Below are 22245 nucleotides of genomic sequence, written 5' to 3'. Positions count from 1 at the left end.
CCCGGGGGGGGGCCTGTGCCCCGGCCCCCCCCCCTCTCTTTAAGAGGCGATAAACCGCTTAGGCGTAGGCGTTCACCAAACGGACAGCCCCGCCGTCGACGCCCTTGGCGCCCTGGACGTAGTCCGGCCCGGTCTTGTCGATCGAGTCGCTGTCAGCCGACACGGTACCCATGACCCAGGACGGAAGTCCGCGGTCGTTGAGGCGGGCAACAGCGGCGTCGGCTGCTTCCGCGGAAACGATGGCCACCATGCCCACGCCGAGGTTCAGCGTGCGCTCCAGGTCGGCCAGCGGAACGTTGCCGAGCTCGGAGACCAGCTTGAAGATCGCGGGCAGTTCCCAGGTATTGCGGTCAACCGTGGCCACGAGGCCCTGCGGAAGGACACGTGCCAGGTTGGCGGCCAGGCCACCACCGGTGACGTGGCTGAAGCCATGAACCGCTGCGCCGCCGGTGACGGGGAAGGCGCGGGCGAGGTCCAGGCAGTCGGCTGCGTAAACGCGGGTGGGCTCCAGGAGCTCTTCGCCCAGCGTGCGGCCGAGCTCGGAAACCTGGCGGTCCAGTGCCCAGCCGGCGTGGTTGATGACGCGGCGGACCAAGGAGTAACCGTTGGAGTGCAGGCCGGAGGAAGCCATGCCGATGACGACATCGCCGGCACGGACGCGGTCCGGGCCGAGCAGGGCGTCGGCCTCGACGATGCCTGTGGCGGCACCTGCGACGTCGTACTCGTGCTCACCCAGAAGGCCCGGGTGCTCAGCAGTTTCGCCACCCACAAGGGCAGTACCGGCAACGGAGCAGGCAGCAGCGATACCGCGGACGATGTCTGCGATGCGCTCCGGCACGACCTTGCCGCAAGCGATGTAGTCGGTCATGTAGAGCGGCTCAGCACCCACCACAACGATGTCGTCCACCACCATGCCCACCAGGTCGAAACCGATGGTGTCGTGGATGTCCATGGCCTGCGCGATGGCAACCTTGGTGCCCACGCCATCAGTGGAGGTGGCGAGCAGCGGCTTCTTGTAGGTCAGGAGCTTCGAGACGTCGTACAGGCCAGCGAAACCGCCGACGCCGCCAATCACCGAAGAGTTGTGCGTCGCCTTGATGGCGCCCTTCATGAGTTCGACTGCGCGGTCGCCCGCTTCAACGTCGACGCCGGCAGAAGCGTAGGTGATACCGGAGTTGTTCTCAGCGGCGGGGGTAGCGGAGCTCATACAGACTCTTTCTTGTCGGCGTCGGTCAAACGATCAGCGTCGGTAAGCAGGTTTTCGAATTCGGCGTCGGGTCCGGGATCGCAACCCGTGGCGCCCGGCTTCTCGGCGGGGTCCTCGGAATCGTCCACTGAGTCGGACTCTGCGGCCGGTTCCAGGCCGCCAAGGTCGGTGCGCTCCAGCAGGTTCTTGCCCAGCTTGTCCGCGTGCGGGAGCTCGATGGGGTACTTGCCGGTGAAGCAGGCCGTGCAGAGACGTTCGCGCGGCTGCTGGGTAGCGCCGATCATGCCGTCTTCGGAGATGTAGGCCAGCGAGTCAGCACCGATTGCCTGGGAGATCTCCTCGATGGTGGCGCCGTTGGCGATGAGCTCTGCCCGGGAGGCGAAGTCGATGCCGTAGAAGCAGGGCCACTGAACCGGGGGAGAGGAGATCTTCACGTGCACCGCAGCGGCACCGGCTTCGCGGAGCATTCGCACGATGGCGCGCTGCGTGTTGCCACGGACGATCGAGTCATCCACCACAACGATGCGCTTGCCGCGGATGACGGATTCCAAGGCGTTGAGCTTGAGCCGGATACCCAGCTGGCGCAGGGTCTGCGACGGCTGGATGAAGGTACGGCCCACGTAGGCGTTCTTGACGAAGCCGTGTGCGAACGGGATACCCGACTGTTCGGCGTAACCAACAGCCGCTGGGGTACCGGACTCGGGAACGGGAATGACCAGGTCTGCCTCATGCGTGTTTTCGCGGGCCAACTGGCGGCCCATCTCAACGCGGGCCTCGTACACGGAGCGGCCGGCAATGGCAGCGTCCGGGCGGGCGAGGTAAACGTATTCGAAGACACAGCCAGCCGGTGTTGCCTCGGCGAAGCGCTGCGAACGGACGCCGTCCTCGTCGATGGCGATGAACTCGCCGGGCTCGATTTCGCGGATGAAGCTCGCACCAACGGTGGCCAGGCCGGCTTGCTCGGACGCTACAACCCAACCGCGGTCCAGGCGGCCAAGGCACAACGGACGGATGCCGTAGGTGTCGCGGGCTGCGTAGAGGGTTCCCTCATCCATGAAGACGAAGCAGAAGCCACCCTTGATCTTGGGCAGCAGCTCCAGTGCGGTCTGCTCCAGGGTCTTGCCCTCTTCGCCCTCAAGGAGTGCGGTCACCAATGCGGTGTCAGAGGTGTTGCCCTGCTTCATTTCACCGGTCAGCTGGCCATCGTTGCGCTCAAGGATCATTTCCCGGAGCTCAGCGGTGTTGGTCAGGTTGCCGTTGTGGGCCAAGGCAACCGTGCCGGTTGCTGTCGCACCCAGGGTTGGCTGCGCGTTGGCCCAGTGGCTTGCACCGGTGGTGGAATACCGGCAGTGGCCAACGGCCAGGTGCCCGGTAAGGGTATTCAGGGTTGTCTCATCGAAGACTTGGGACACAAGGCCCATGTCCTTATAGACATTGATGCGCTTGCCGTCACTGGTAGCAATACCAGCCGATTCTTGTCCGCGGTGCTGCAGCGCATACAGCCCGTAATAGGTGAGTTTTGCTACTTCTTCACCGGGAGCCCAAACCCCGAAGACGCCACAAGCGTCCTGGGGGCCTTTTTCGCCGGGGAGAAGATCATGAGAAAGTTTTCCGTCGCCACGTGCCACTGGTCGATTGTCTCATGTTGTGGCCGTGGTAAGTTCCCTCGCGGCCTATGTGACCCCGGTATTGGGCGTGTTCCTGCAAAAATGCGGCGTGTATCACACTGGCCCCCCTCAAAAGAGGTGGGCCGGGCGCCCGGCTTAGCGGACGTCGTCGTGCTCTGGCCCCTCGTCCGGAACCGAATCCGGCACGGCTTCCACCACGGCCCGCTGCGAGCGTTTGATGCTGATGCGGTCGAGGACCAGGGCGAGGATCGAGAAGAGGATCACGCCGCCGCCGGCGCAGACGATCAGGAAGAAACCGAAGACTGTGCCGGCGTCGAAGGCGGGGTCGGCCTGGCGGCCGTACGCAATGATCGCGGCCACGATTGCGCCCACCACCGCGCCCAGAATCATGAAGGGTACGAACTTGGGTGCCCTGCGAACCGTGATTTCGCGGCGGGCGGAGTTGGGGGTGGTGTCCTCTGAAGCCATGCGTTAAAGCCTACCGTTCCCCGCCCAAGTGACAGTTAATGCCAATGTCCTTCAAGAACATTGGCATTAACTGTCAGGTCGGCGTTGAGTTAGCTGCCGCGGTACGTCGAGAACGCGAACGGGCTGAGCAGCAGCGGCACGTGGTAGTGCTCCCCGGCATCGGAAACTGTGAAGTTCAGGTCCACTTCCGGGAAGAAGGTCTCTGTGCCGAGGCCCTCGTAGTAGGCGCCGGTGGCGAAATTGAGGCGGTAGGCGCCGCCGGGAATCCGCTCCGGACCGAGGGTCTTGATGCGACCGTCGGCATCGGTTTCGCCCTTCGCCACAAGGGTCCAGTCGTCACCTTCACGGACGTAGAGTACGACGGCGACACCCGCCGCCGGGCGGCCGGACCCTGTGTCCAGGATGTGTGTGGTTACTTGTGAAACGCTCATGCGTTGACTCCTTCGCTGATCAATCCGGAGAGGCGCAACAGTGCGATCTCCCGCAATTGGCCAGCCACGATCGTGTCTTCTTCTTCGGGTGTGTGGGTGATGCGTTCCTGGAGGGCGCTGAGCATTTCCTGCGCGCTGCGGCCTGCGGCGCGGATCAGGAATACCCTGCCGAACTTCTCCTCGTAGGCCAGGTTTCCCTCAGCCAGGGCGGCCGTGGTCTGGTTGTCTCGCGGGTCCACTCCAGCCTGTTCCGACCGCGACATCGCGGCCTCGGTGGTTTGGGCCTTGGGGCGTTCGCCGATCCGGGGATGGTGCGCCATGGCAGACTCCACCTCCGCGGGGGTGAACGGATCGGCGGCGCGCTGGGCCTGGCCCAGCAGTTCGTCGACGTTGGTGAAGGGCCGCGCGTCTACGACGGCCTCTACCCAGCGGCTGATATCCAGGCAGGGGGTCAGGATCCTGATGGCCTCGTCCCGGTCAACACTGTTGAATTCTGCAAGCTCCATGCTTGTGACATCCTCGTGCAAATGCTGGCATCCATGGTGTGGGCTATGCGGAACTCCTGCTCTTGCAAGAGGAAGCCTTTGCTTCAAAGCTTCCGCATCATGGAACTGTTATTTCAGCATACGTAATTCAGTTAAGCCGAGTTATTGCCCCGGTGTCAAGAGACTACCGCGCTCCGACGCCGCGTTCGCGTGGTGAGGTACAGGCGGTGCGCGGTGATGACCAGCGCCAACCAGGCGACGCCGATGGCCCACGCCGCCAACACGTCAGTCAGCCAATGGTGGCCGAGGTAGACGCGGCTCAGGCCCATGGTGAAAGCGAAGACCCCTGCCACCAGCACGGTAATGATCCGTGCCCGCATGCTCTTAAGTCGCAGGATGATCAGGTAGGCCACGATGCCGGCGATAACTATGGAGTTCAGGGAATGGCCGCTGGGAAACGACGCGGAATGCTCGTAGGGAGGAATGGCGTCCGCAAGGTCCGGACGTGAACGGCCGAAGATCGGCTTACCCAGGATGGTGATGAGCAGTGAACCCAGCCCGGCGGCAAGCATCAGGATGACAGGTGTCCATGACCGCCGTTTGGCGGCAAGGAAAATCATGATGCCGACGGCAATGATGGGCATGCCCACGGTGCCGCCAATATTCGTGTAGGCGGTGACCGCAACATCCAATGCCGGGGAGCGGACGCTTTTCGCAGCGGCCAGGACGGGATCGTCCAAGCCCGCTACGCCGTCGGCTTCCGTCACGGACTCGTAGACTTCGCCGAAGACCAAAGCCAGGGAGAGTGCTGCGGCAAGCCCGACGACGAGGGTGATGATCAGCGCTGCGTATGGGCCAAGGAGTTTGGTCACCCATTCCGCGCCCCGCGCCATTGTTCGGCCAACCGGTGATTTCCAGTGGGTCAGATCCTGCCCGGCAACGAATCTGTCCTGGCTTACTTCGCCACGGACGCCTTGCTCCGGCGCCTCTTTTCCTTCAGTCGTCACTCTTGTCCCCTATCCGTGGCGGCCTCCGCGTTGGTGAGTAACCTTAGCAGTTTGGGCTTGGGTGATCCTGAAGAGGCGCTGTTCCTTCAGGGGAGGGGCTGGCCCACTTTGACCAGCAGGGTGTCCTCCGGGTCGAGTTCCTTGCCATCAGTGGCGAAGGGTTGAAGCTGTGCAAGCGGCTGTCCCGTTGCCTTGGTGACCAGGATGGAGTGCTTTTCGTCGGTGGCGAAGGCGTTGCGCTCGCCCCACTGCCGGAGGCTGAGGATCAGGGTGAAGAGGTCGCGTCCGGCGCCCGTGAGTTCGTACTCGCTGCGGGTGCCGCGGTCGTTGGGAATCCGGGTCAGGACACCCCTTTCCACCAGTAGTCGCAGCCGGTCCGACAGGATGTTCTTGGCTACGCCCAGGGACTTCTCAAATTCCGAGAAGCGACGTTTTCCGTCCAACGAATCCCTGATGATCAGCAGCGTCCATTTGTCTCCGACAAGATCGGCCGCCCTCGCGACGGGGCATTCGGGATCTGTCCAATCCACCTCGGTTGGTTGCAACATGAAACCATTCTGCCATAGGCTGATTCGGTTGCATATTGAAACCAAACAGAGGAAACCGTGCCATGGGCATTACCGAGCTGACAAGATCCGGACAGGGAGTACGCCGACGCCTCCTGCTGTTGCTCGCCGTCGTGGCGGGTTTCATGGTCTCGAACCTCTATTACGGGCAGCCACTCCTCGACCGGATCGGGGCTGACTTGGGAATCCCTGTGGCGGGCGTCGGTTCGGTGGTGGCATCAGCGCAGGCCGGGTATCTCCTGGGGCTGGTTCTTTTGGTGCCATTGGGAGACGTGGTTGACCGTCGCGCACTGATCGCCCTCCAAGTTGGTGCTACGGCCGTGGGAGCGTCCGTCGTGAGCTTCGCGTCATCGCAGGCGGCTCTGCTCATGGGCTTCGTGCTCCTGGGTGTGGCCTCGTCCGTCGTGCAGACCATCGTGGCGTACACCGCCGCATCCAGTACCCTGGCGGAACGGGGCCGAAGCATCGGTACCGTCACGGCCGGCGTCGTGAGCGGCATCATCCTTGCGCGGACCGTGGCCGGTGGGATGACGGAGCTGTGGGGGTGGCGCTCTGTTTATGTACTCGCAGCGGCGGCCGGTGCCGTCCTCGCCGTCGCAGTTTTTCGGGCCCTGCCGTCAGACCGCCAGGTCCGGGGGGAGGTTCGTTACTGGCGGGCCGTTGGATCTGTGGTGGTCCTGACCCGGAGCAATCCCGTGTTCCGCACGCGGGCGCTCATCACCATGCTGCTTTTCGCGTCATTCGGTGTGCTGTGGAGCGGTATATCTCTGGTGCTGAGTGGGCCGGCTTGGAACCTTCCGCCAAGCCTGATTGGCCTCTTCGGGCTGGCTGGCCTGGTGGGGATATTGGCCGCGTCCAAGGCGGGAGCGGCGGCAGACAGGGGATGGGGCGAACGGGTCACAGGCCTCAGCCTTGCCTTGCTGCTGGGCTCGTGGTTCGCGTTGTCCTTGGGGGATTGGTCATTGCTCTGGCTCATCGCAGGCATCATCATGCTGGACGCAGCTGTACAGGCTGTCCACGTCAGCAGCCAAACACTGATCGTGGCGGGAGCCGAGGAGTCGGCCAGCAGCATCATTGGCAGCTACATGGTGTTCTATTCCGTGGGAAGTGCTGCAGGTGCCGCTACGGTCGCGCCTGTGTACGACGTATGGGGCCGGACCGGGGCCAGTGCTCTGGGGGCATTTTTCGCGTTGCTGGCCTTTGCGGTTTGGGGTGCGGACCAGCTCCGACGCCCCAAGAAGCTTGCTGGAGCACGCTTGGCTCGCACCGCACAGCATGCTGGGGCAGAATGACCTCAACCAGCTAAGGAGTTCGCACATGCCAGAGATTCTGACGTCCAGGTTCCTGTTCGGTCCCGGCCCCAGCAATTGCTACCCCGAGGCCATGGCCGCCCTCGCCTACCCCGTGCTGGGGCATCTTGATCCTGTGTTCATCGAACGCCTTGATCACACGTGCGAAGGACTCCGGACCGTCTGGGGAACCTCCAACGCGCGAACACTCCCGCTGAGTGCCACCGGTTCCGGCGGGATGGAAGCGGCTTTCGTGAACACCGTGTCCGACGGCGACGTGGCAGTCATTGCTGTCAACGGACTCTTTGGAGCCCGGATGTGTGAGGTGGCCAGGAGGTGCGGGGCGACTGTCGTTCGCGTCGACCACGAGTGGGGCCAGCCCGTCGACGCCGATCGGGTTCTGTCCGCCCACCCCCATCCCAAGGTCATCGCGGCGGTCCACGCTGAGACCTCCGTAGGTGTCATCTCCGACATCGCTGCCCTCGGCGCCGGCAAGGGCGATGCCCTCCTTATCACCGATGCCGTCACATCCATCGGTGGACTCGAGCTGTTGGCGGACGACTGGGGGATCGACGTCGGGTATGCCGGAACGCAGAAGTGCCTGGGTGTCCCGCCGGGACTCTCGCCGTTCACGGTGTCCGACCGGGCGTTCGAGCGCCGCGTGAAGGATCCCCGGTCCTGGTACCTCGATATCGGCCTGCTCGGCGGGTACGTTGGCGCGGCCAGCGGCGCCCGGACCTACCACCACACCGCGCCCGTCACCATGATCGCCGGCCTCGAAGCAGCCCTCGACCGTATTCTCGCCGAGGGCCTGGACGTTGTGCAGGCCCGGCACCGGGCAGCGGGCACGGCCTTGCAAGATGGCCTGCAGGAGATGGGGCTGGAACTCTTCGCTGCCGAAGGCGCCCGGTTGCCGAGCCTCACCACGGTGAGAGTGCCCGACGGCGTCAACTCGGCCGCCGTCCGGGCTTACCTTCTGGAGAACTTCAGTATGGAGATTGGCTCGGGCGTAGGGGAGTTCGCGGACACCGTGTGGCGTATCGGCATGATGGGCCCGAACGCCAACAGTGCCTCGGTCACCCTGGTGCTGGGCGCGCTCAAGGAGGCCATCGCGAAGGCCTAACCCCTGGACGCCCTCTCACCTAACGTCGGGTTTTTGGTGTCGCTCTCTCACCTAACGTCGGGTTTTTGGTGACGCTCTCTCAGCGTTCCGCGCCGACCGTCAATCGGTGACGTGACCGGCGTCGTACGTCAACGTCGCGGAGGCGGCGGTACTGCCGTCCGCGGGCTGGATCGAAGTGATGGTCAGCAAACCCGCGCCAGGCAGCGTGACCGACTGGCCTTCGCGGAAGGCCTGCTTCCGCTGCTGCTCTGAGGTCCGGATCCAGAACTGGATTGCGGGGGCGCCGTCGGCGATGCCGATTTTGACCACGCCCACTTTGACGCCATCGAAGGTGGGCTGCATCCCTTGCTTCACTGTTACGAGCTGTTCCACGGCCATCCTTACTTCACGTCCACGGAGTACACGGAGTCGAAGTTTTCCTTGTACTCATCTTCGGTCAGTTCCAGCGTGCCGGACTTGTGGTCGTCGTCGTCTTCCAAGTAGCCGCCCGACGGTCCCCACGGGTTGGCCAGCACCACAACGCGCTCGCCGTCGTCGTTGGTTTTCACGTCCACCACCACGTACGCATGGTTGGGGACAACGTCAGTGCGGTTGACTTCGTCAGACTCCCACACCCAGTCGAAGTCGTCGTCCTTGACGTCTTCGGTGCCCACGGAAATGGCTTGGCCGTCGGAGAGTTTGTCCTCGATGTCATCAAAGTTCAGCTCGCCGTCCTTATCGGCAGACTGGCCGGTCATCAGTTCCATGGCCTCGTTGCTGAACCCGCCGTCGATGTCGTCATAGGACCCACCGCGGTACTCAGCTGCCGCGCGCTCGTAGATGGACAGCCAGTTGGGTTCGCCGTCGGCGCCGCGGACGCCGCCTTCAGTGGACTTGGCCTCCACTGTGACTTCCACGGGTTCGCCGTCTTCGTAGAGCGTGACCACCCAATGCGTCGGTGGGTCGCCGACGGGACGCATGTGCTCCTCAAGGAATTCGTCGAGCTTGCCTTCGCGCTCCAGCACCTGGGCCACCGAGCCGATTCCGGCCAGCAGCCAGCAGTCGCCGATCTGTCCTTGGTTGATGTCGCTGGGGTCGCCAGCGTTGGGATCGTCGCGAACATCGCCGGGAACATCGACGTCGGGAGCGTCCGGGTCCAGGGGGCCAGGGTCGCCGGGCGGGTTCGAATCTCCTCGTCCCGAATGATCGGAGCCCGAGGACCCCGACGCTCCCGAACTGGACTTGTCCTGCTCGTCAGCGTTGCGAGTCAGTTCCTTGGCCTGATTCTGCAGCTCGCTGGAGATCTTCTTCAGCATCGGCCGGTGTTCGGAGTCCCAAGAGGCCCGGAACATCGCGGCGTCCCGGCCATCCCACCGCGCATTGCTGATGAGGTGACCCAGCTCCGTAGACAGCGACGTCATTCGCTCCGAGTGCCGGGACATCGTCTTGGCGAGTGCACGCAACTGTTCAATGTCAGCACCGTAAAATCCCGGCATTACTTGGCCTCCTGAGATAGCTCGTCGGTGTCGCAGCTCTCGGACTGCACTGGGACTGTCATCCGCAGGTACGCCGGGCTCTTTGATTCGATGGTGACCGTGGCGCCTACGCCATCAGTACTGCGCGTGACCACCCAGCCGCCCGGGACTGAGTCCGTGCCGTCGAAGGCAGGGAATCCGTGCTGCTTGAGGACGGGGTCGGCAGCGGCGAAGACCTCTTCAAAGTTCTTGGACGGCTCAACGATGTCCGCGCTGCTTTTCATGGTTTGTGGATGGAAGACGCACTTACCATCTTTGCTTTGGGTCACCGAGGCAGGATCGTCCGCAGCCCAAGTGATGTCGGGCATTTGTTTTTCCAAGGCTGCAATCAGCTCGGCACGCAGGGAGTCGTACTTGGCGGTGCTCTCGGCCAGTGGAGCCGGGCTGGCGGTGACTGCTGGCGCGCTGCTGGGTTCGCGGGTGGGTCCGTCGGGGGTACTGCTGCATCCTGCAGCAAGAGTCACCACCGTCAGGGCAGCAGCCAGCGCCCAAAGTTTACGGTGCATGCGGCGGTTCATGTCGTCCCCAGGTTCAGTTAATGTTCGACGGCGGATCTCACCGAATGCTTTCACGGTTGCGTTGGGTCTGGCGATGGGCAGAACAACCCGTGAAGGTGAGAGCGGATCGGTCGGATGGGCGTCAGGGATGAGAGCGGATCGGTCGGATGGGCGTCAGGGGTGAGAGCGGATCGGTCGGATGGGCGTCAGGGGTGAGAGGGGATCAGGTGTCGCGGGTGAGGATCCAGGTGTTGGTGCCGTCCTGGCGTTCGAACGTCACCGTGGTCACCAGGGCCTCGATGAGTGCCAACCCGCGGCCGGATTCGGCGTCGGAGTCGGGCATCGAAGCCTGCATGTCACCGGCGAACGGCTCGCGGGCGTTGTACGCGCTGACCTGTGCCACCAACCGGGTGGGGCGGACGCTGATGTCCACGTCGATCTCCACGGGCTTCTCTGCCACTGGGAGGGCATGCTGGACGATGTTCGCCGCTGCCTCGATCACCGCGGTTGCGAACGTCATCCGGTCCATGTCCGGCACAAAGGCAGCGTCGTCCCACAGGGCGTCCAGCTCATTGTGGATGGCCTCGATCGCTTCCTCATTCGATGGCCCGTGGAAACCGCGGCGTGCAATCACCTCAGTCATCTCCGAACGCCTCCTCGGCCGACGGGTACGCCGTGAGCACCCGATCCATGTTGGTCAGTTCCAGCACCATCTTGACCTGTGGCTGAACACCTGAGATGCGGAGGTCGCCGCCTGCCTGCCGGGTTGCTTTGAGGCAACCGATGAGCGCCCCGAGACCTGAGGAGTCCATGAAGTCGGTTTCGGCCAGGTTGACCACAACCCGGCTGGACCCGCCGGCCACAACTTCGTTCACTACTTCGCGGAGCTTGGGTGCCGCCACCATGTTCAAGCGTCCTACGCTCTTCACTTCCGCGTAGGAGTCCTTCACCTCATAGCTAAACTGCATCTGCATTCCTCTCTTCGGGGCGCTCCGGCCCAACATCCTCAGGGCCAGCACCTTCAGGTACGAATCCCTTGTACAAAACTGCCTTGACCAGCACGCTCAGGACCACCAGGTCGAAGGCCACCCAGGCGACGTTCACCAGCGTGCCGAGAGGCTCCGAAAGACCAGTCAAAAGCCGGGCGATCCCCACAACCAGCGCAATAGCCAACAACACTGCCACGATGATCTGCGGCCGGATCAGGCTCCAGCTCGGGCCTCCGCTCTGCCTGGCCTTGGGGGTGACGGCGAACCCGAGGGGACGTCCGAACCAAACGTTCCGCGCCGCCGTCGTACATGCCTTGATCCAGGTGGGGAACAGCGCAAGGCTGTACTGCTGTCCGCGCCAGGTGGGGATGCCGTGGCCGGCCACCACAAACAGCAGTTGGTTCACCACCATGAACGGGATGAAGCGGATGAAGAAGTCCCAACTGAGGCTGCTCACCGGCAGGATTCCGAGCGTTAGGTAAATGATGGGAGCCGCGAAGTACACCACGGCCGCGAAGCCGCTCAGGTAGCTCCACATGGTGGAGAAGTACATGAGCCGCTGGCCCCAGGAGAGCCGAGGCTGGACCAGTGGGTTTTCGCGAAGGAGGACCTGCATGGTGCCTTGGGCCCAGCGGAGGCGCTGGGTGAGCATGGTTTTGAGGTCTTCGGGTGCCAAGCCGTTGGCGAGGATTTCGTGGTGGTAGACGCTCTTCCAGCCGAGGGAGTGGATACGCATGGCCGTGGCCATGTCTTCGGTGACCGAGATGGTGGCCAGGGGCATGATCGGTTGGGCTTCGTCGGTGCGTTCCACGGAGATGGCGTCCAGGACAGCGTGGACCGACTCGAGCGCACCCAGGGGGGACCAATCGCGTCCGGACATACGGTCGACGGCGTCACTCGCCACAGTGGTCACGCCGGACTCACCGACGTGGGCGAGTTCCATGGCGGCGATCTCTTCGAGGTCGGCCTGCAGCGCGGAGAAATCGGCGGCCACCAGGGTGCGCACGGCTTCGTCCACTTTGCGGCGCACCCGGTAGGTGATCTCACTGAGGGATGCGCCGGCATCCAGTTCGGTCTGGGCGGTTTCCGTGGCCGCTTCAACCTGGTTCAGCATCTGCTCCACCAGCGGGTTGCGGGCCTCTTCCGAGCGCCGTGCCTTCTTGATGGCCGAGCGGGACGCAGCCAGGGCGCGGCGGACGCTCTTCTCGGTGGCTTTGACGTAGCCCACCAGGCCCAACTGCATGAGGGCTTCCCGGCGCAGGATCGCGTTGGAGCCGCAGAAGAACGCTGCGTTCCAGCCGTCCTTCCCTTGCTGGATGGGACCGTAGAACAGGGGTGCCTGGCTGCCCAGGGGATCGTCGGCTGGGACGTTGATGAAGTACTGCGGGGTCTGGACCAGCGCCACACGGTCGTCGTTGAAGTAGCCCAGTGTCTTGTCCAGGATGTCCGGCTCGGGGATCTGGTCGGCGTCGAGAATCAACAGGTACTCGCCCGAGGTGACCATCAGGGCGTTGTTCAGGTTGCCTGCTTTGGCGTGCCGCGGCATGTCGGGCGTCCAATCCGCGCCGCGGGTGACGTAACCGATCCCGTTCGACTCGGCGAGTTGGCGCATCTCGGGCCGATCGCCGTCGTCGAGTATCCAGGTGCTGTGCGGCCAGCGGATGTCCTTGGCCGCCAGGGCCGTGGTCATGACCAGGTCCAAGGGCTCGTTATAGGTGGTGATGAAGACGTCCACAGTGGCCGTCTCCGGGGGCGCGGGCGGCGGCCTCCGGATTTTGAGGTTCCACACCGTCAGCCCGAACAGCATCACGTCGATGAGGCTGTACGTTTCAGCGATCACCAACGGAACCGCGATCCACCACGCATCCCAGTTCAGGGACGCCATCCAACGCCACGCCACATAGTTGACGCCCAGAATGACTGTCAGGAGAACCAGCAGCCGGGTCCAGAAACGTGTCACAATCCCCCTCTTGTGTAATTAGCGCCCGATGTCCGGTTTGCGGTGAACCACGACGGCGGTCACGTCGTCTTCCGCTGTTGCAGCAGGTGCCAACTCAAGAAGGGCGGCGCACACTCCGTCCGACGTGCCCTCGCTCCGCGCGGCCTTTTCCACGTTCCGGATGAAATCCTCCAGTGAAGCATGGGCGTCCAGTACGCCGTCGCTGACAATGACCAGCGAGTCGCCGGGCTCCAGCTGAAGCTCGGCGGCGGCCCAGTGCTGTCCGTCGAGGATGCCCACGGGAGGTCCGGCGGACACAAGCCTCTGCGCCGCCCCCTCGGCCGGGATGTGCAGCGCGAGGCCGTGACCGGCGTCGATATAGCTGAGCTTTCCAGACGGAGCGTCCAGCCGCGCGTGGAACATGGTTGCGAATGAGCCGGACTGGTCCAGGTCCGACGCGATAGTGGCGCTGGCTGAGGCGAAGGCGGCATCGATGGCCGGGGTGTCCGCCACCGACCGCATTACCGCGCGGACGGTGGCCGCGATCAGGGCCGCGCCCATGCCTTTGCCCATGGCGTCCGCGAACGTCAGGTGCATGCCGTCGCGGGTCTGGTACCAGTCGTAGAAGTCCCCGCCAACGCTGCGGGTCGGGCGGAAGGCGCCGGCGACGTCGTATCCCTCGAGGCGGACTGTTTCGCGCGGGAGCAGGCTTTGCTGCACCACTGCTGCACGGGCGAGCTCGTCCGTTTGGCCAGTGTCTTCGGCTGCTGCGGCCGGCGTGCGGGCCCGGCGGAACAGTGCGCGGATGCGGGCTTGGAGTTCCTTGGGGCTGAAGGGCTTGTTGATGTAGTCGTCGGCGCCGATGTCCAGGCCGTTGAGTCGGTCGATCTCGTCGGCCCGCGCCGTCAGCATGAGGATGTAGGCGTCCGAAAATTCGCGAAGTCGCTTGCAAACTTCCATGCCGTCGATGTCTGGGAGGTTCACATCGAGGGTCACAAGTTCTGCGTTCGTACTGCGGACTGCTTCGACGCCGGACAGGCCGTCAGGTGCTTCGGTCACCACAAAGTCGAGCTGCTCGAGGACGAGGACGAGGAGTCCGCGGATGTCGGCGTCATCTTCGACGACGACAGCGTGGCGTACGGGGGTGGAAGAGACCATGGCTCCATTAACTACTGCTGCTGAGGATTTGTCACGTTTAGTCAAGGCATATGAAACGCCCGCTCACAAGAGTGAGCGGGCGTTACAAGAATTGTGCAGTTAGGTGAGAGAGCGATCCGCTCAAACACGCTGGAGGTGAGAGTGGGTTAGACGCCCAGCTCCTCCTTGAGCGCCTGGACGTGGCCCTGCGCAGCAACCTGGTACTGGGTGAGCTTCACGGTGCCTTCGCCGTCGAGGACCACCGTGGAGCGGACCAGGCCTTCGACGATTTCGCCGTCAACCAGCTTCTCGCCCCAAGCGCCATAGGAGAGGGCCACAGCGTGGTCTTCGTCGGAGAGCAGCGGGAAGGTCAGAGCAAATTCACCAGTGAACTTGGAGAGGGCTTCCGGGGCGTCCGGGGAGATCCCGATGACGTCGTAACCCTTGCCCTGCAGGCTGGCGAGGTTGTCGCGGAAGTCGCAGGCCTCGGTGGTGCAGCCGGGGGTGGCTGCCTTCGGGTAGAAGTACACAATGACGTTGCGTCCGCGGTAATCGGACAGCGAGACCTTGGTGCCGTCGGCGTCGAGAAGCGCGAAGCCAGGTGCTTGCGTTCCGACGAGGAGTTTCTGGGTCATGGCGATCCTTTACGTTTCACCGGCAAAAAGCCGGCCTTCATTTCAAACAACAGCGGTCATACAAATTGCGGGCGTTGATCTTTTACAACAGCGAACTTAGATGCTGTATTCCGCAGGTCCGCGCACTGTGGCATAGGGCCCTGGCACGAACTGGTAGCCGCCACCACGGACGGTGGCGACGGTGTGTCGGGCGGAGCCTAGCTTCCGCCGCACCCTTCCAACATAAACGTCGATCGAGCGAAATGCCGCGCCGGGGAGGTCAAATGACTCCAAAAAACGTTGCAATTCTTCACGACTGATGGCCCGTGAGCAGTTGACCACGAGGTAGCGCAGCAGCTTGTATTCCATGCCAGTAAAGGAAACCGGCTCGCCGTCCAACAGCACTACTTCAGCAGCGAGGTCCACCGCAAGTTGGCTGCGGCGGCTCGCCAACGTTACGGGCTCGACGGCGGTGCTGCCGCCCGCTTCGGTGCGGTCGTCGCCGTCGGAAACAGCTTCAGAACGGGTCACCGAACGCGCCTCCGCGAGGGCATCGGCGAGCGAGAGTGTGCCGTTGGTACCGGCGTCGGCGATGTCCTGCGGAGTGCCGCCCCAGGATGAATCGCCGACGCCGGAGTGCTCTGCCCCGGTGGCGGGCCAGATGCGGACTTCCGCCTCCGGGGCAAGTTTCATGGCGCGGGCCAGCACAAGACGTGCGGCCCGCTCCCAGACTGCGGGATCGATCTCGTCGCCCTCAGCCGGGTTGACCCAAAGAGCCAGCCCGTGCGCGGCCATACCGCGTGCGTTCAGCCCAGGCTGCCGCGCGGAGGAGCCCCGGGACGCGGGACCACGGGTGGGCGGCGGCCCGTAGGCATTGACTGCCATGGCGGTAGGCCTAAACGTTGCCGCGGCGGAGCAGCTTGCCGCCGGGGTTCTGGCCGTCGATCGCGGTGCCGCGCAGGTACGTCTTGCGGACGACGCCGGCCAAGGGACGGCCGTCGTACGGCGTGATCGGGTTCTTGTGCTTGAGCTTGGTGACGTCCACAACGAAGGCTTCGTCCGGGGCGAAGATGGAGAAGTCGGCGTCGTAGCCCAGGGCGAGCTGGCCCTTGTTGTGCAGGCGGGCCAAGGCAGCAGGCTTCTCGGCCATCCAGGACACGACCTGCTCCAGCGGGATGCCGCGGTGGCGAGCTTCGGTCCAGATCAGGGACAGGCCCAGCTGCAGCGAGGAAACGCCGCCCCATGCCACGGCGAAGTCGCCGTTCTCCAGGTCCTTGAGGTCCAGAGTGGAGGGGGAGTGGTCCGAGACGATGCAGTCGATGGTGCCGTCCTGCAGGCCCTTCCAGAGGAGCTCGCGGTTGGAGGCCTCGCGGATGGGCGGGCAGCACTTGTAGGCCGTGGCGCCGTCGGGGATTTCTTCGGCCATGAGCGTCAGGTAGTGCGGGCACGTCTCAACGGTGAGGTTGACGCCGTCGCGCTTTGCTGAGGCGATCATGGGCAGCGCGTCTGAGGAGGAGAGGTGCAGGATGTGGGCGCGGGCGCCGGTCCAGCGGGCTCGTTCGATGACCTCGGCGATGGCCTTGTTCTCAGCACCGCGGGGGCGGGAAGCGAGGAAGGTTTCGTAGTGGTCGCCGCCGGGGTGCGGGGCGCGGTCAATAGCGTGGGAGTCCTCGGCGTGCACGATCATGAGCGAGTCGAAGGACTTGAGCTCAGCCATGTCCTCTTCCATCTCGTCCGCGTCCAGGTGCGGGAATTCGTCCACGCCGGAGTGCAGGAGGAAGCACTTGAATCCGAAAACGCCTTCGTCGTGCAGCGGGCGGAGGTCGCTCTTGTTGCCCGGGATGGCACCGCCCCAGAATCCGACGTCCACGAACGCCTGGTCCTTGGCGACGACGCGCTTCTGTTCCAGGCCGTCCACGCTGGTGGTGGGCGGGATGCTGTTCAGCGGCATGTCGATGATGGTGGTCACGCCACCGGCTGCTGCGGCACGGGTGGCGGAGGCGAAGCCTTCCCACTCGGTGCGGCCGGGCTCGTTGACGTGGACGTGGGTGTCCACCAGGCCGGGGATGAGGGTTTCGTCGTCTGCGAGTTCGATGACCTCGTTGCCCGTGAGGCCGTTGCCCAGGGGTTCGATGGCGACGATGAGGCCGTCGCGGATGCCAACTTCGCGGGCTGCGAGGCCGGCGGTGGTCAGGATGCGCTGGCCCCGGATAACGAGGTCATAGGCGCCGATTGCTTCAGACATTGAGGTACTCCTTGTTTTCGGTCCGTTCCGCCAGGTACACGCCTATGTGCTTACCTAATTGTTCAAGCAACGGACCTGCTTCAGCGATACATTTTTGGACATCTTTTTCCAGATCGGTCAGTGCATGGACCGTGTGGAAGCCGGCATCCGTGAGTTGTTCACGGCTCAGGGTACTCCGGCCGCAGACTGCGATCACGGGAACCCCGTTCCTCTGTGCCGCCCGCGAGACTCCCATGGGGGTCTTGCCGAGCAGGCTTTGCTCGTCCAGGCTGCCTTCTCCAGTGATCACCAGGTCGGCGCCCTTGAGCCTGCGCTCCAGTTCAGTGAATTCAAGCACGACGTCGATGCCCGGCCGCCGCTCTGCCTTCAGTGCCGCGATGGCAATGTAGCCAACGCCGCCTGCTGCTCCAGCGCCTTCTGCCTTGGCGGCGTACTTGGCATGCTGACCGGTTGTGGCCGCGAGGACGTCCACGAAGTGGCTCAGTGCCGCATCGAGGGAGGTGACGTCGTCCGGCGTCGCGCCCTTCTGCGGACCGAAGATGGCTGGGGCTCCGCTGGCCCCCAAAAGGGGATTGTCGACGTCGGACGCCAACACGAACTCCGTTGCCTCAACGCGGACGTCGAAGTTGGAGAAGTCGATGCTATTCAGCTGTGCCAAGGCGGCACCGCCGCCGGGGAGCTCGTTGCCGTTCTCGTCCAGGAAGACGGCGCCGAGGCCCTGCAGGACTCCCGCGCCGGCGTCGGTGTTGGCGCTGCCGCCGACACCCAGGATGATCTTGCGGCAGCCGAGGTCCAGCGCGGCGCGGATGAGTTCGCCCGTGCCGATGCTGGTTGCGGTTTTGGCCGTCTGGGACGTGGGGCCGTCCGGCAGGAGGGCGAGACCGGAAGCTGCCGCCATTTCGATGACAGCTTCCTGGTCCCGCACCGCGAAGTCGGCCTGCACTGGCTCGCCGAGCGGGCCGGTGACGGTGGTGGTCCGGCGGGTGAAGCCGGAGCCGATGGCAGCGTCGATGGTTCCTTCGCCGCCGTCGGCCACCGGAATGCGTGTTACTTCAAAGTTCGTCTGTCCGTACCCCGCCAGCAGTCCTGTTGCCAGGTGCTCGGCGACGTCGGGTGCGGACAGCGAGCCCTTGAATTTGTCCGGGGCGATGACAACACGCATTCCGGTGCCTCCCTTCTTACTGTTACTTACGCTTTGGTCAGGATCGCGGTGGGTGCGTCCGCCGCGGTCTCTGCCAACTCTTCGAACTCGTTCACGCCGTTGATCTCGACACCCATAGAGATGTTGGTGATCTTTTCCAGGATCACTTCAACAACCACGGGAACCTTGAACTCGCCCATCAGTGCCTTGGCCTTGTCGAAAGCGGCAGGCAGATCGTTGGGGTCCTCAACGCGGATGGCCTTGACGCCCAGTCCTTCAGCAACCTTGATGTGGTCAACGCCGTAGCCGTTGGTCTCCGGGCTGTTGATGTTCTCGAAGGCCAGGGAAACGTTCTGTTCCATGTTGAAGCCGCGCTGGCTCTGACGGATCAGGCCCAGGTAGCTGTTGTTCACCACAACGTGGATGTACGGCAGGTTGAACTGTGCGCCCACGGCCAGTTCTTCGATCATGAACTGGAAGTCGTAGTCACCGGACAGAGCAACAACGGTAGCGTCCGGGGTTCCACGAACAACGCCCAGTGCAGCGGGACCGGTCCAACCCAGCGGGCCGGCCTGGCCGGCGTTGATCCACTTGCGGGCACCGAAAACGTGCAACATCTGTGCGCCGGCGATCTGCGACAGGCCAATGGTGGACACGTAGGTGGTGTCGCGGCCGAAGGCCTTGTTCATCTCCTGGTACACACGCTGCGGCTTGATGGGCACGTTGTCGAAGTTGGTCTTGCGGTGCAGGGAACCCTTACGCTCCTGGCACTCGGCAACCCAACCCGAGTAGTCCGGCAGGGTCTTTGCTGCCTGGCGTTCGCGGGCCAGCTCCAACAGACCGTCCAGCGCCGCACCGGCGTCGGACGCAATGCCCAAGTCCGGGGAGAAAACGCGACCGATCTGGGTCGGCTCGATGTCGATGTGCACGAACTTACGGCCAGCCGTGTAGGTGTCCAAGCCGCCGGTGTGGCGGTTGGCCCAACGGTTGCCGATGCCGATCACGAAGTCGCTCTGCAGGAACGTCTCGTTGCCGTAGCGGTGCGAGGTCTGCAGGCCAACCATGCCGGCCATCAGCTGGTGGTCGTCCGGGATAGCGCCCCAGCCCATCAGCGTGGGGATGACCGGAACGTTGAGGATCTCGGCCAGCTCAACCAGCTGAGCGGAAGCGCCGGCGTTGATGATGCCGCCACCGGCAACGATCAGCGGGTGCTTGGCAGCGGTCAGCAGGTCCAGGGCCTTTTCCAGCTGCTTGCGGGAAGCCTTGGGCTTCTCCACCGGCAGGGGCTCGTAGGCGTCGATGTCGAACTCGATCTCGGCCATCTGAACGTCGATGGGCAGGTCCAACAGAACCGGGCCCGGACGACCCGAGCGCATCAGCTGGAAAGCCTTCTGGAACGCGCCGGGAACCTGGCCCGGTTCCAGGATGGTCATGGCGAACTTGGTCAACGGCTTGGCGATGGACTCGATGTCCACGGCCTGGAAGTCTTCCTTGTGCAGCTTGGCTACCGGTGCCTGGCCGGTGATGCAGAGCATGGGGATGGAATCGGCCTGGGCTGCGTACAAGCCAGTGATCATGTCCGTGCCTGCGGGGCCCGACGTGCCGATGCAGATGCCGATGTTGCCATCAGCTGCGCGGCTGTAGCCGTCAGCCATGTGGCTGGCGCCTTCAACGTGGCGGGCCAGCGTGTGGCGGATGCCGCCGTGGGCGCGCATTGCTGAGTAGAAGGGGTTGATCGCTGCGCCGGGCAGACCGAAAGCTTCGGTTGCGCCTTCCTTTTCCAGGATGGCTACGGCCGCATCAACGGTGCGCATCTTTGCCATGGTGTACTCCTTGAAGTCTGTTTTTGGGTGTGCTGAAGCGAGTTTGTGTACAGATAACGCCCTTTAGAAGGTGTTTTCCGGGCGTTATCTGTACACAAACTCTCGAGTTGGAGAGTTGCTGGGCTTACTTCCGGCCGCTGAGCTGGAGGACCTGCTTGAAGAGGCCCGAGTGGTCGAGGCCGCCGTCGCCCTGGTTGACGGTTGCGGCGACGAGCTGGGCGACGACTGCGCCGAGCGGGACAGCGACGTTGGCTTCGCGGGCTGCGGAGGTGACGATGCCGAGGTCCTTGTGGTGGAGGGCCAGGCGGAAGCCGGGGTCGAAGTTGCGGTCGAGCATCTTCTGACCCTTCTGCTCAAGGACTTTGGAGCCGGCCAAGCCGCCGCCCAGGACCTTCAGTGCTGCGTCGGTGTCTACGCCGTAGGCCTCAAGGAAGGCGATGGCCTCGCCGAGGACCTGGATGTTGACGGCCACGATCAGCTGGTTTGCAGCCTTGACGGTCTGGCCTGAGCCGGACGGGCCGACGTGGACGATGGTCTTGCCCACTGCGTTGAGGACATCCTGTGCTGCCTCGAAGTCCTCAGCTGAGCCGCCGACCATGATGGACAGAACGGCGTCGATGGCGCCCTGTTCGCCACCGGATACCGGTGCATCGAGCGGGCGAATGCCGGCTGCAACTGCGTCGTCCGAGAGGCGCTTGGCGACGTCCGGACGGATGCTGGATGCGTCGACCCAGATGGTGCCCTTCTTCGCGTTGGCGAAGACGCCGTCCTTGCCGCTGACTACACCCTCAACATCCGGGGAGTCCGGGACCATGGTGATGACGACGTCGGCGTCCTTGACTGCGTCCGCGATGCTGGTGGCACCCTGGCCGCCTTCGGAGACGAGCTTGTCGATCTTGTCCTGGCTGCGGTTGAAACCGGTGACCGTGTGGCCGGCCTTGACGAGGTTGATGGCCATGGGGAGGCCCATGATTCCGAGTCCGATGACTGCAACGTTGCTCATTGTGGTTCTCTTTCTGAAAGTCTGTGTTTTAACTCGTGCGGGCTATTTGGTGAGCGCCGCCGCTTTAGTGAGTGCCGCCGTCGTTAGTTGGCGTTGGCGCGCTGGCGGATGGCCCAGCTGAAAGCCGATTCCTGCGGTTCCTTGTACTCGAGGCCGATGTAGCCGTCGTAGCCGAGTTCGCGGCTGCGGGCGATCCATTCGCCGAGGGGGAGGGTTCCGGTTCCGGGAGCGCCGCGGCCGGGGTTGTCGGCGATCTGGATGTGGCCGAAGTCCTTGGCGTGGTTCTCGATGACGGATTCGACGTCGTCGCCGTTGACGGCCAGGTGGTAGAAGTCGGCGAGGAGCTTGATGTTCTGGGCACCGGATTCTGCCTTGACACGGGCGATGACCTTGAGTGCGTCTTCGGCGGTGAGGAGCGGGTACTTGGGGGCGCCGCTGACCGGTTCCAGGAGGACGGTGCCACCGATGCGGGCGACGCCTTCCGCTGCTGCGGCGAGGTTCTTTGCCGCGAGTTCGTCCTGCTCTTCAGGGGTGAACTCGTCCTGGCGGTTGCCGTAGAGGGCGTTGAAGGCCTTGCATCCGAGGCGCTCACCGATGCCGGCTACGACGTCGATGTTGTCCTTGAACTCGGAGCAACGTCCCTTCCAGGAAACCAGGCCGCGGTCGCCGCCGGGCATGTTGCCGGCGTTGAAGTTCAGGCCCGTGAGCTGAACGCCGGCGTCCTTGATGGCTGTTTCAAACTCGGTTGTCTCTTTGTCGGTGGGAACCGAAGTGGCGAAGGGCCACCAGAACTCGACGGCGTCAAAACCGGCTGCCTTCGCGGCGGCGGGGCGCTCGAGCAAGGGCAGCTCCGTCAGGAGGATGGAGCAGTTCACTGTGTACGTCATCGTAGGTCCTTCCGAGGAGGGGCTTGGATCTATCTTCGCTTGCTTGGCTGCCGCCTTGGCGCTTGGCTTCAGTTTCCGCTTTGTGGAATTTAGATTCTGCTTTATGAAAAGTTTAGGGAAGGTGGGGGTGGGAGTCAAGGGGGCGACGAGACTCATGAATAGTGCTCGCGAAACGGGGTGCATGCCTCATTTGAGAAACGCTCGCGAAATCATGGGCCGCTGCGGGCGCGGCGGTGACGATGAGGGATGGAC

At 63.8% G+C, this 22245-nt stretch carries 22 protein-coding genes and 1 pseudogene; 2 read left to right on the top strand and 21 right to left on the bottom strand.

The window, feature by feature from the left end:
* Positions 1 to 58: 58 nt before the first annotated feature.
* The 7 genes from purM to LN996_RS00875 form a co-directional block, all read right to left on the bottom strand.
* Positions 59 to 1207 carry a phosphoribosylformylglycinamidine cyclo-ligase gene (gene purM / locus LN996_RS00905; RefSeq protein ID WP_231338324.1) on the bottom strand — a complete coding sequence of 383 codons (1149 nt, stop codon included), beginning with the start codon at positions 1205 to 1207 and terminating at the stop codon, positions 59 to 61.
* Positions 1204 to 2835, bottom strand: a complete 1632-nt coding sequence (gene purF / locus LN996_RS00900) for an amidophosphoribosyltransferase (RefSeq protein WP_231338323.1) — start codon at positions 2833 to 2835, stop codon at positions 1204 to 1206. Before purF ends, purM begins: the two co-directional genes overlap by 4 nt.
* 135 nt (positions 2836 to 2970) lie before the next feature.
* On the bottom strand, positions 2971 to 3303 hold the full coding sequence (locus LN996_RS00895; protein WP_231338322.1) for a hypothetical protein: 333 nt from the start codon (positions 3301 to 3303) through the stop codon (positions 2971 to 2973).
* 89 nt (positions 3304 to 3392) lie between these two features.
* Complete coding sequence (uraH, locus tag LN996_RS00890; protein WP_017199951.1) at positions 3393 to 3734, bottom strand: hydroxyisourate hydrolase; 342 nt, start codon at positions 3732 to 3734, stop codon at positions 3393 to 3395.
* Entirely contained in the window at positions 3731 to 4240 is a 510-nt protein-coding gene (gene uraD, locus LN996_RS00885; RefSeq protein WP_231338321.1) for a 2-oxo-4-hydroxy-4-carboxy-5-ureidoimidazoline decarboxylase, read from the bottom strand. The genes uraH and uraD overlap by 4 nt, the downstream gene beginning before the upstream one ends.
* A 155-nt stretch (positions 4241 to 4395) precedes the next feature.
* Positions 4396 to 5226, bottom strand: a complete 831-nt coding sequence (locus LN996_RS00880; protein ID WP_231338320.1) for a phosphatase PAP2 family protein — start codon at positions 5224 to 5226, stop codon at positions 4396 to 4398.
* 86 nt (positions 5227 to 5312) lie between these two features.
* Positions 5313 to 5774 carry a helix-turn-helix domain-containing protein gene (locus LN996_RS00875; RefSeq protein ID WP_231338319.1) on the bottom strand — a complete coding sequence of 154 codons (462 nt, stop codon included), beginning with the start codon at positions 5772 to 5774 and terminating at the stop codon, positions 5313 to 5315.
* Positions 5775 to 5836: 62 nt separating this feature from the next.
* Between LN996_RS00875 and LN996_RS00870 the strand changes: the two genes are divergently transcribed.
* Both LN996_RS00870 and LN996_RS00865 read left to right on the top strand, forming a co-directional pair.
* On the top strand, positions 5837 to 7084 hold the full coding sequence (locus LN996_RS00870; RefSeq protein ID WP_231338318.1) for an MFS transporter: 1248 nt from the start codon (positions 5837 to 5839) through the stop codon (positions 7082 to 7084).
* A 25-nt stretch (positions 7085 to 7109) separates the two neighbouring features.
* Complete coding sequence (locus LN996_RS00865; protein WP_231338317.1) at positions 7110 to 8204, top strand: alanine--glyoxylate aminotransferase family protein; 1095 nt, start codon at positions 7110 to 7112, stop codon at positions 8202 to 8204.
* A 99-nt stretch (positions 8205 to 8303) separates the two neighbouring features.
* On the opposite strand, the gene LN996_RS00860 is transcribed toward LN996_RS00865, so the two are convergent.
* The 14 genes and pseudogenes from LN996_RS00860 to LN996_RS00795 form a co-directional block, all read right to left on the bottom strand.
* Positions 8304 to 8576: a hypothetical protein gene (locus tag LN996_RS00860; protein ID WP_231338316.1), complete on the bottom strand. Its 273-nt coding sequence runs from the start codon at positions 8574 to 8576 to the stop codon at positions 8304 to 8306.
* An 8-nt stretch (positions 8577 to 8584) separates the two neighbouring features.
* Positions 8585 to 9679, bottom strand: coding sequence for a C2 family cysteine protease (locus LN996_RS00855; RefSeq protein WP_231338315.1), 1095 nt, complete (start codon positions 9677 to 9679; stop codon positions 8585 to 8587).
* Positions 9679 to 10224, bottom strand: coding sequence for a hypothetical protein (locus LN996_RS00850; RefSeq protein ID WP_231338314.1), 546 nt, complete (start codon positions 10222 to 10224; stop codon positions 9679 to 9681). The genes LN996_RS00855 and LN996_RS00850 overlap by 1 nt, the downstream gene beginning before the upstream one ends.
* Before the next feature lie 214 nt (positions 10225 to 10438).
* Positions 10439 to 10858: an ATP-binding protein gene (locus LN996_RS00845; protein ID WP_231338313.1), complete on the bottom strand. Its 420-nt coding sequence runs from the start codon at positions 10856 to 10858 to the stop codon at positions 10439 to 10441.
* On the bottom strand, positions 10851 to 11183 hold the full coding sequence (locus LN996_RS00840) for an STAS domain-containing protein (protein ID WP_159706254.1): 333 nt from the start codon (positions 11181 to 11183) through the stop codon (positions 10851 to 10853). Before LN996_RS00840 ends, LN996_RS00845 begins: the two co-directional genes overlap by 8 nt.
* Positions 11173 to 13164 carry a glycosyltransferase family 2 protein gene (locus LN996_RS00835; protein ID WP_231338312.1) on the bottom strand — a complete coding sequence of 664 codons (1992 nt, stop codon included), beginning with the start codon at positions 13162 to 13164 and terminating at the stop codon, positions 11173 to 11175. The genes LN996_RS00840 and LN996_RS00835 overlap by 11 nt, the downstream gene beginning before the upstream one ends.
* A gap of 18 nt (positions 13165 to 13182) precedes the next feature.
* Positions 13183 to 14301 carry a PP2C family protein-serine/threonine phosphatase gene (locus tag LN996_RS00830; protein WP_231338311.1) on the bottom strand — a complete coding sequence of 373 codons (1119 nt, stop codon included), beginning with the start codon at positions 14299 to 14301 and terminating at the stop codon, positions 13183 to 13185.
* 146 nt (positions 14302 to 14447) lie between these two features.
* A complete protein-coding gene (gene bcp, locus LN996_RS00825) occupies positions 14448 to 14915 on the bottom strand; it encodes a thioredoxin-dependent thiol peroxidase (RefSeq protein WP_231338310.1) in 468 nt (155 codons plus the stop codon).
* Between the two features lie 96 nt (positions 14916 to 15011).
* A complete protein-coding gene (locus LN996_RS00820) occupies positions 15012 to 15779 on the bottom strand; it encodes a winged helix-turn-helix domain-containing protein (RefSeq protein ID WP_231338309.1) in 768 nt (255 codons plus the stop codon).
* 10 nt (positions 15780 to 15789) lie between these two features.
* Positions 15790 to 17139, bottom strand: a complete 1350-nt coding sequence (allB, locus tag LN996_RS00815) for an allantoinase AllB (protein ID WP_231338308.1) — start codon at positions 17137 to 17139, stop codon at positions 15790 to 15792.
* The gene (locus tag LN996_RS00810) at positions 17132 to 18301 is read right to left on the bottom strand and encodes a glycerate kinase (RefSeq protein WP_231338307.1); all 1170 of its coding nucleotides are present in this window, start codon (positions 18299 to 18301) and stop codon (positions 17132 to 17134) included. Before LN996_RS00810 ends, allB begins: the two co-directional genes overlap by 8 nt.
* A gap of 26 nt (positions 18302 to 18327) precedes the next feature.
* Positions 18328 to 20103: a glyoxylate carboligase gene (gene gcl, locus LN996_RS00805; protein WP_231338306.1), complete on the bottom strand. Its 1776-nt coding sequence runs from the start codon at positions 20101 to 20103 to the stop codon at positions 18328 to 18330.
* 124 nt (positions 20104 to 20227) lie between these two features.
* A pseudogene (locus LN996_RS00800) lies at positions 20228 to 21112 on the bottom strand (2-hydroxy-3-oxopropionate reductase); the annotation flags it as partial.
* Positions 21113 to 21189: 77 nt separating this feature from the next.
* The gene (locus tag LN996_RS00795) at positions 21190 to 21993 is read right to left on the bottom strand and encodes a hydroxypyruvate isomerase family protein (protein WP_105692055.1); all 804 of its coding nucleotides are present in this window, start codon (positions 21991 to 21993) and stop codon (positions 21190 to 21192) included.
* Between the last annotated feature and the right edge of the window lie 252 nt (positions 21994 to 22245).

Source organism: Arthrobacter sp. AK01, from assembly GCF_021109375.1.
GTDB lineage: Bacteria > Actinomycetota > Actinomycetes > Actinomycetales > Micrococcaceae > Arthrobacter.
This window is presented reverse-complemented; position numbering and strand designations above follow the sequence as displayed.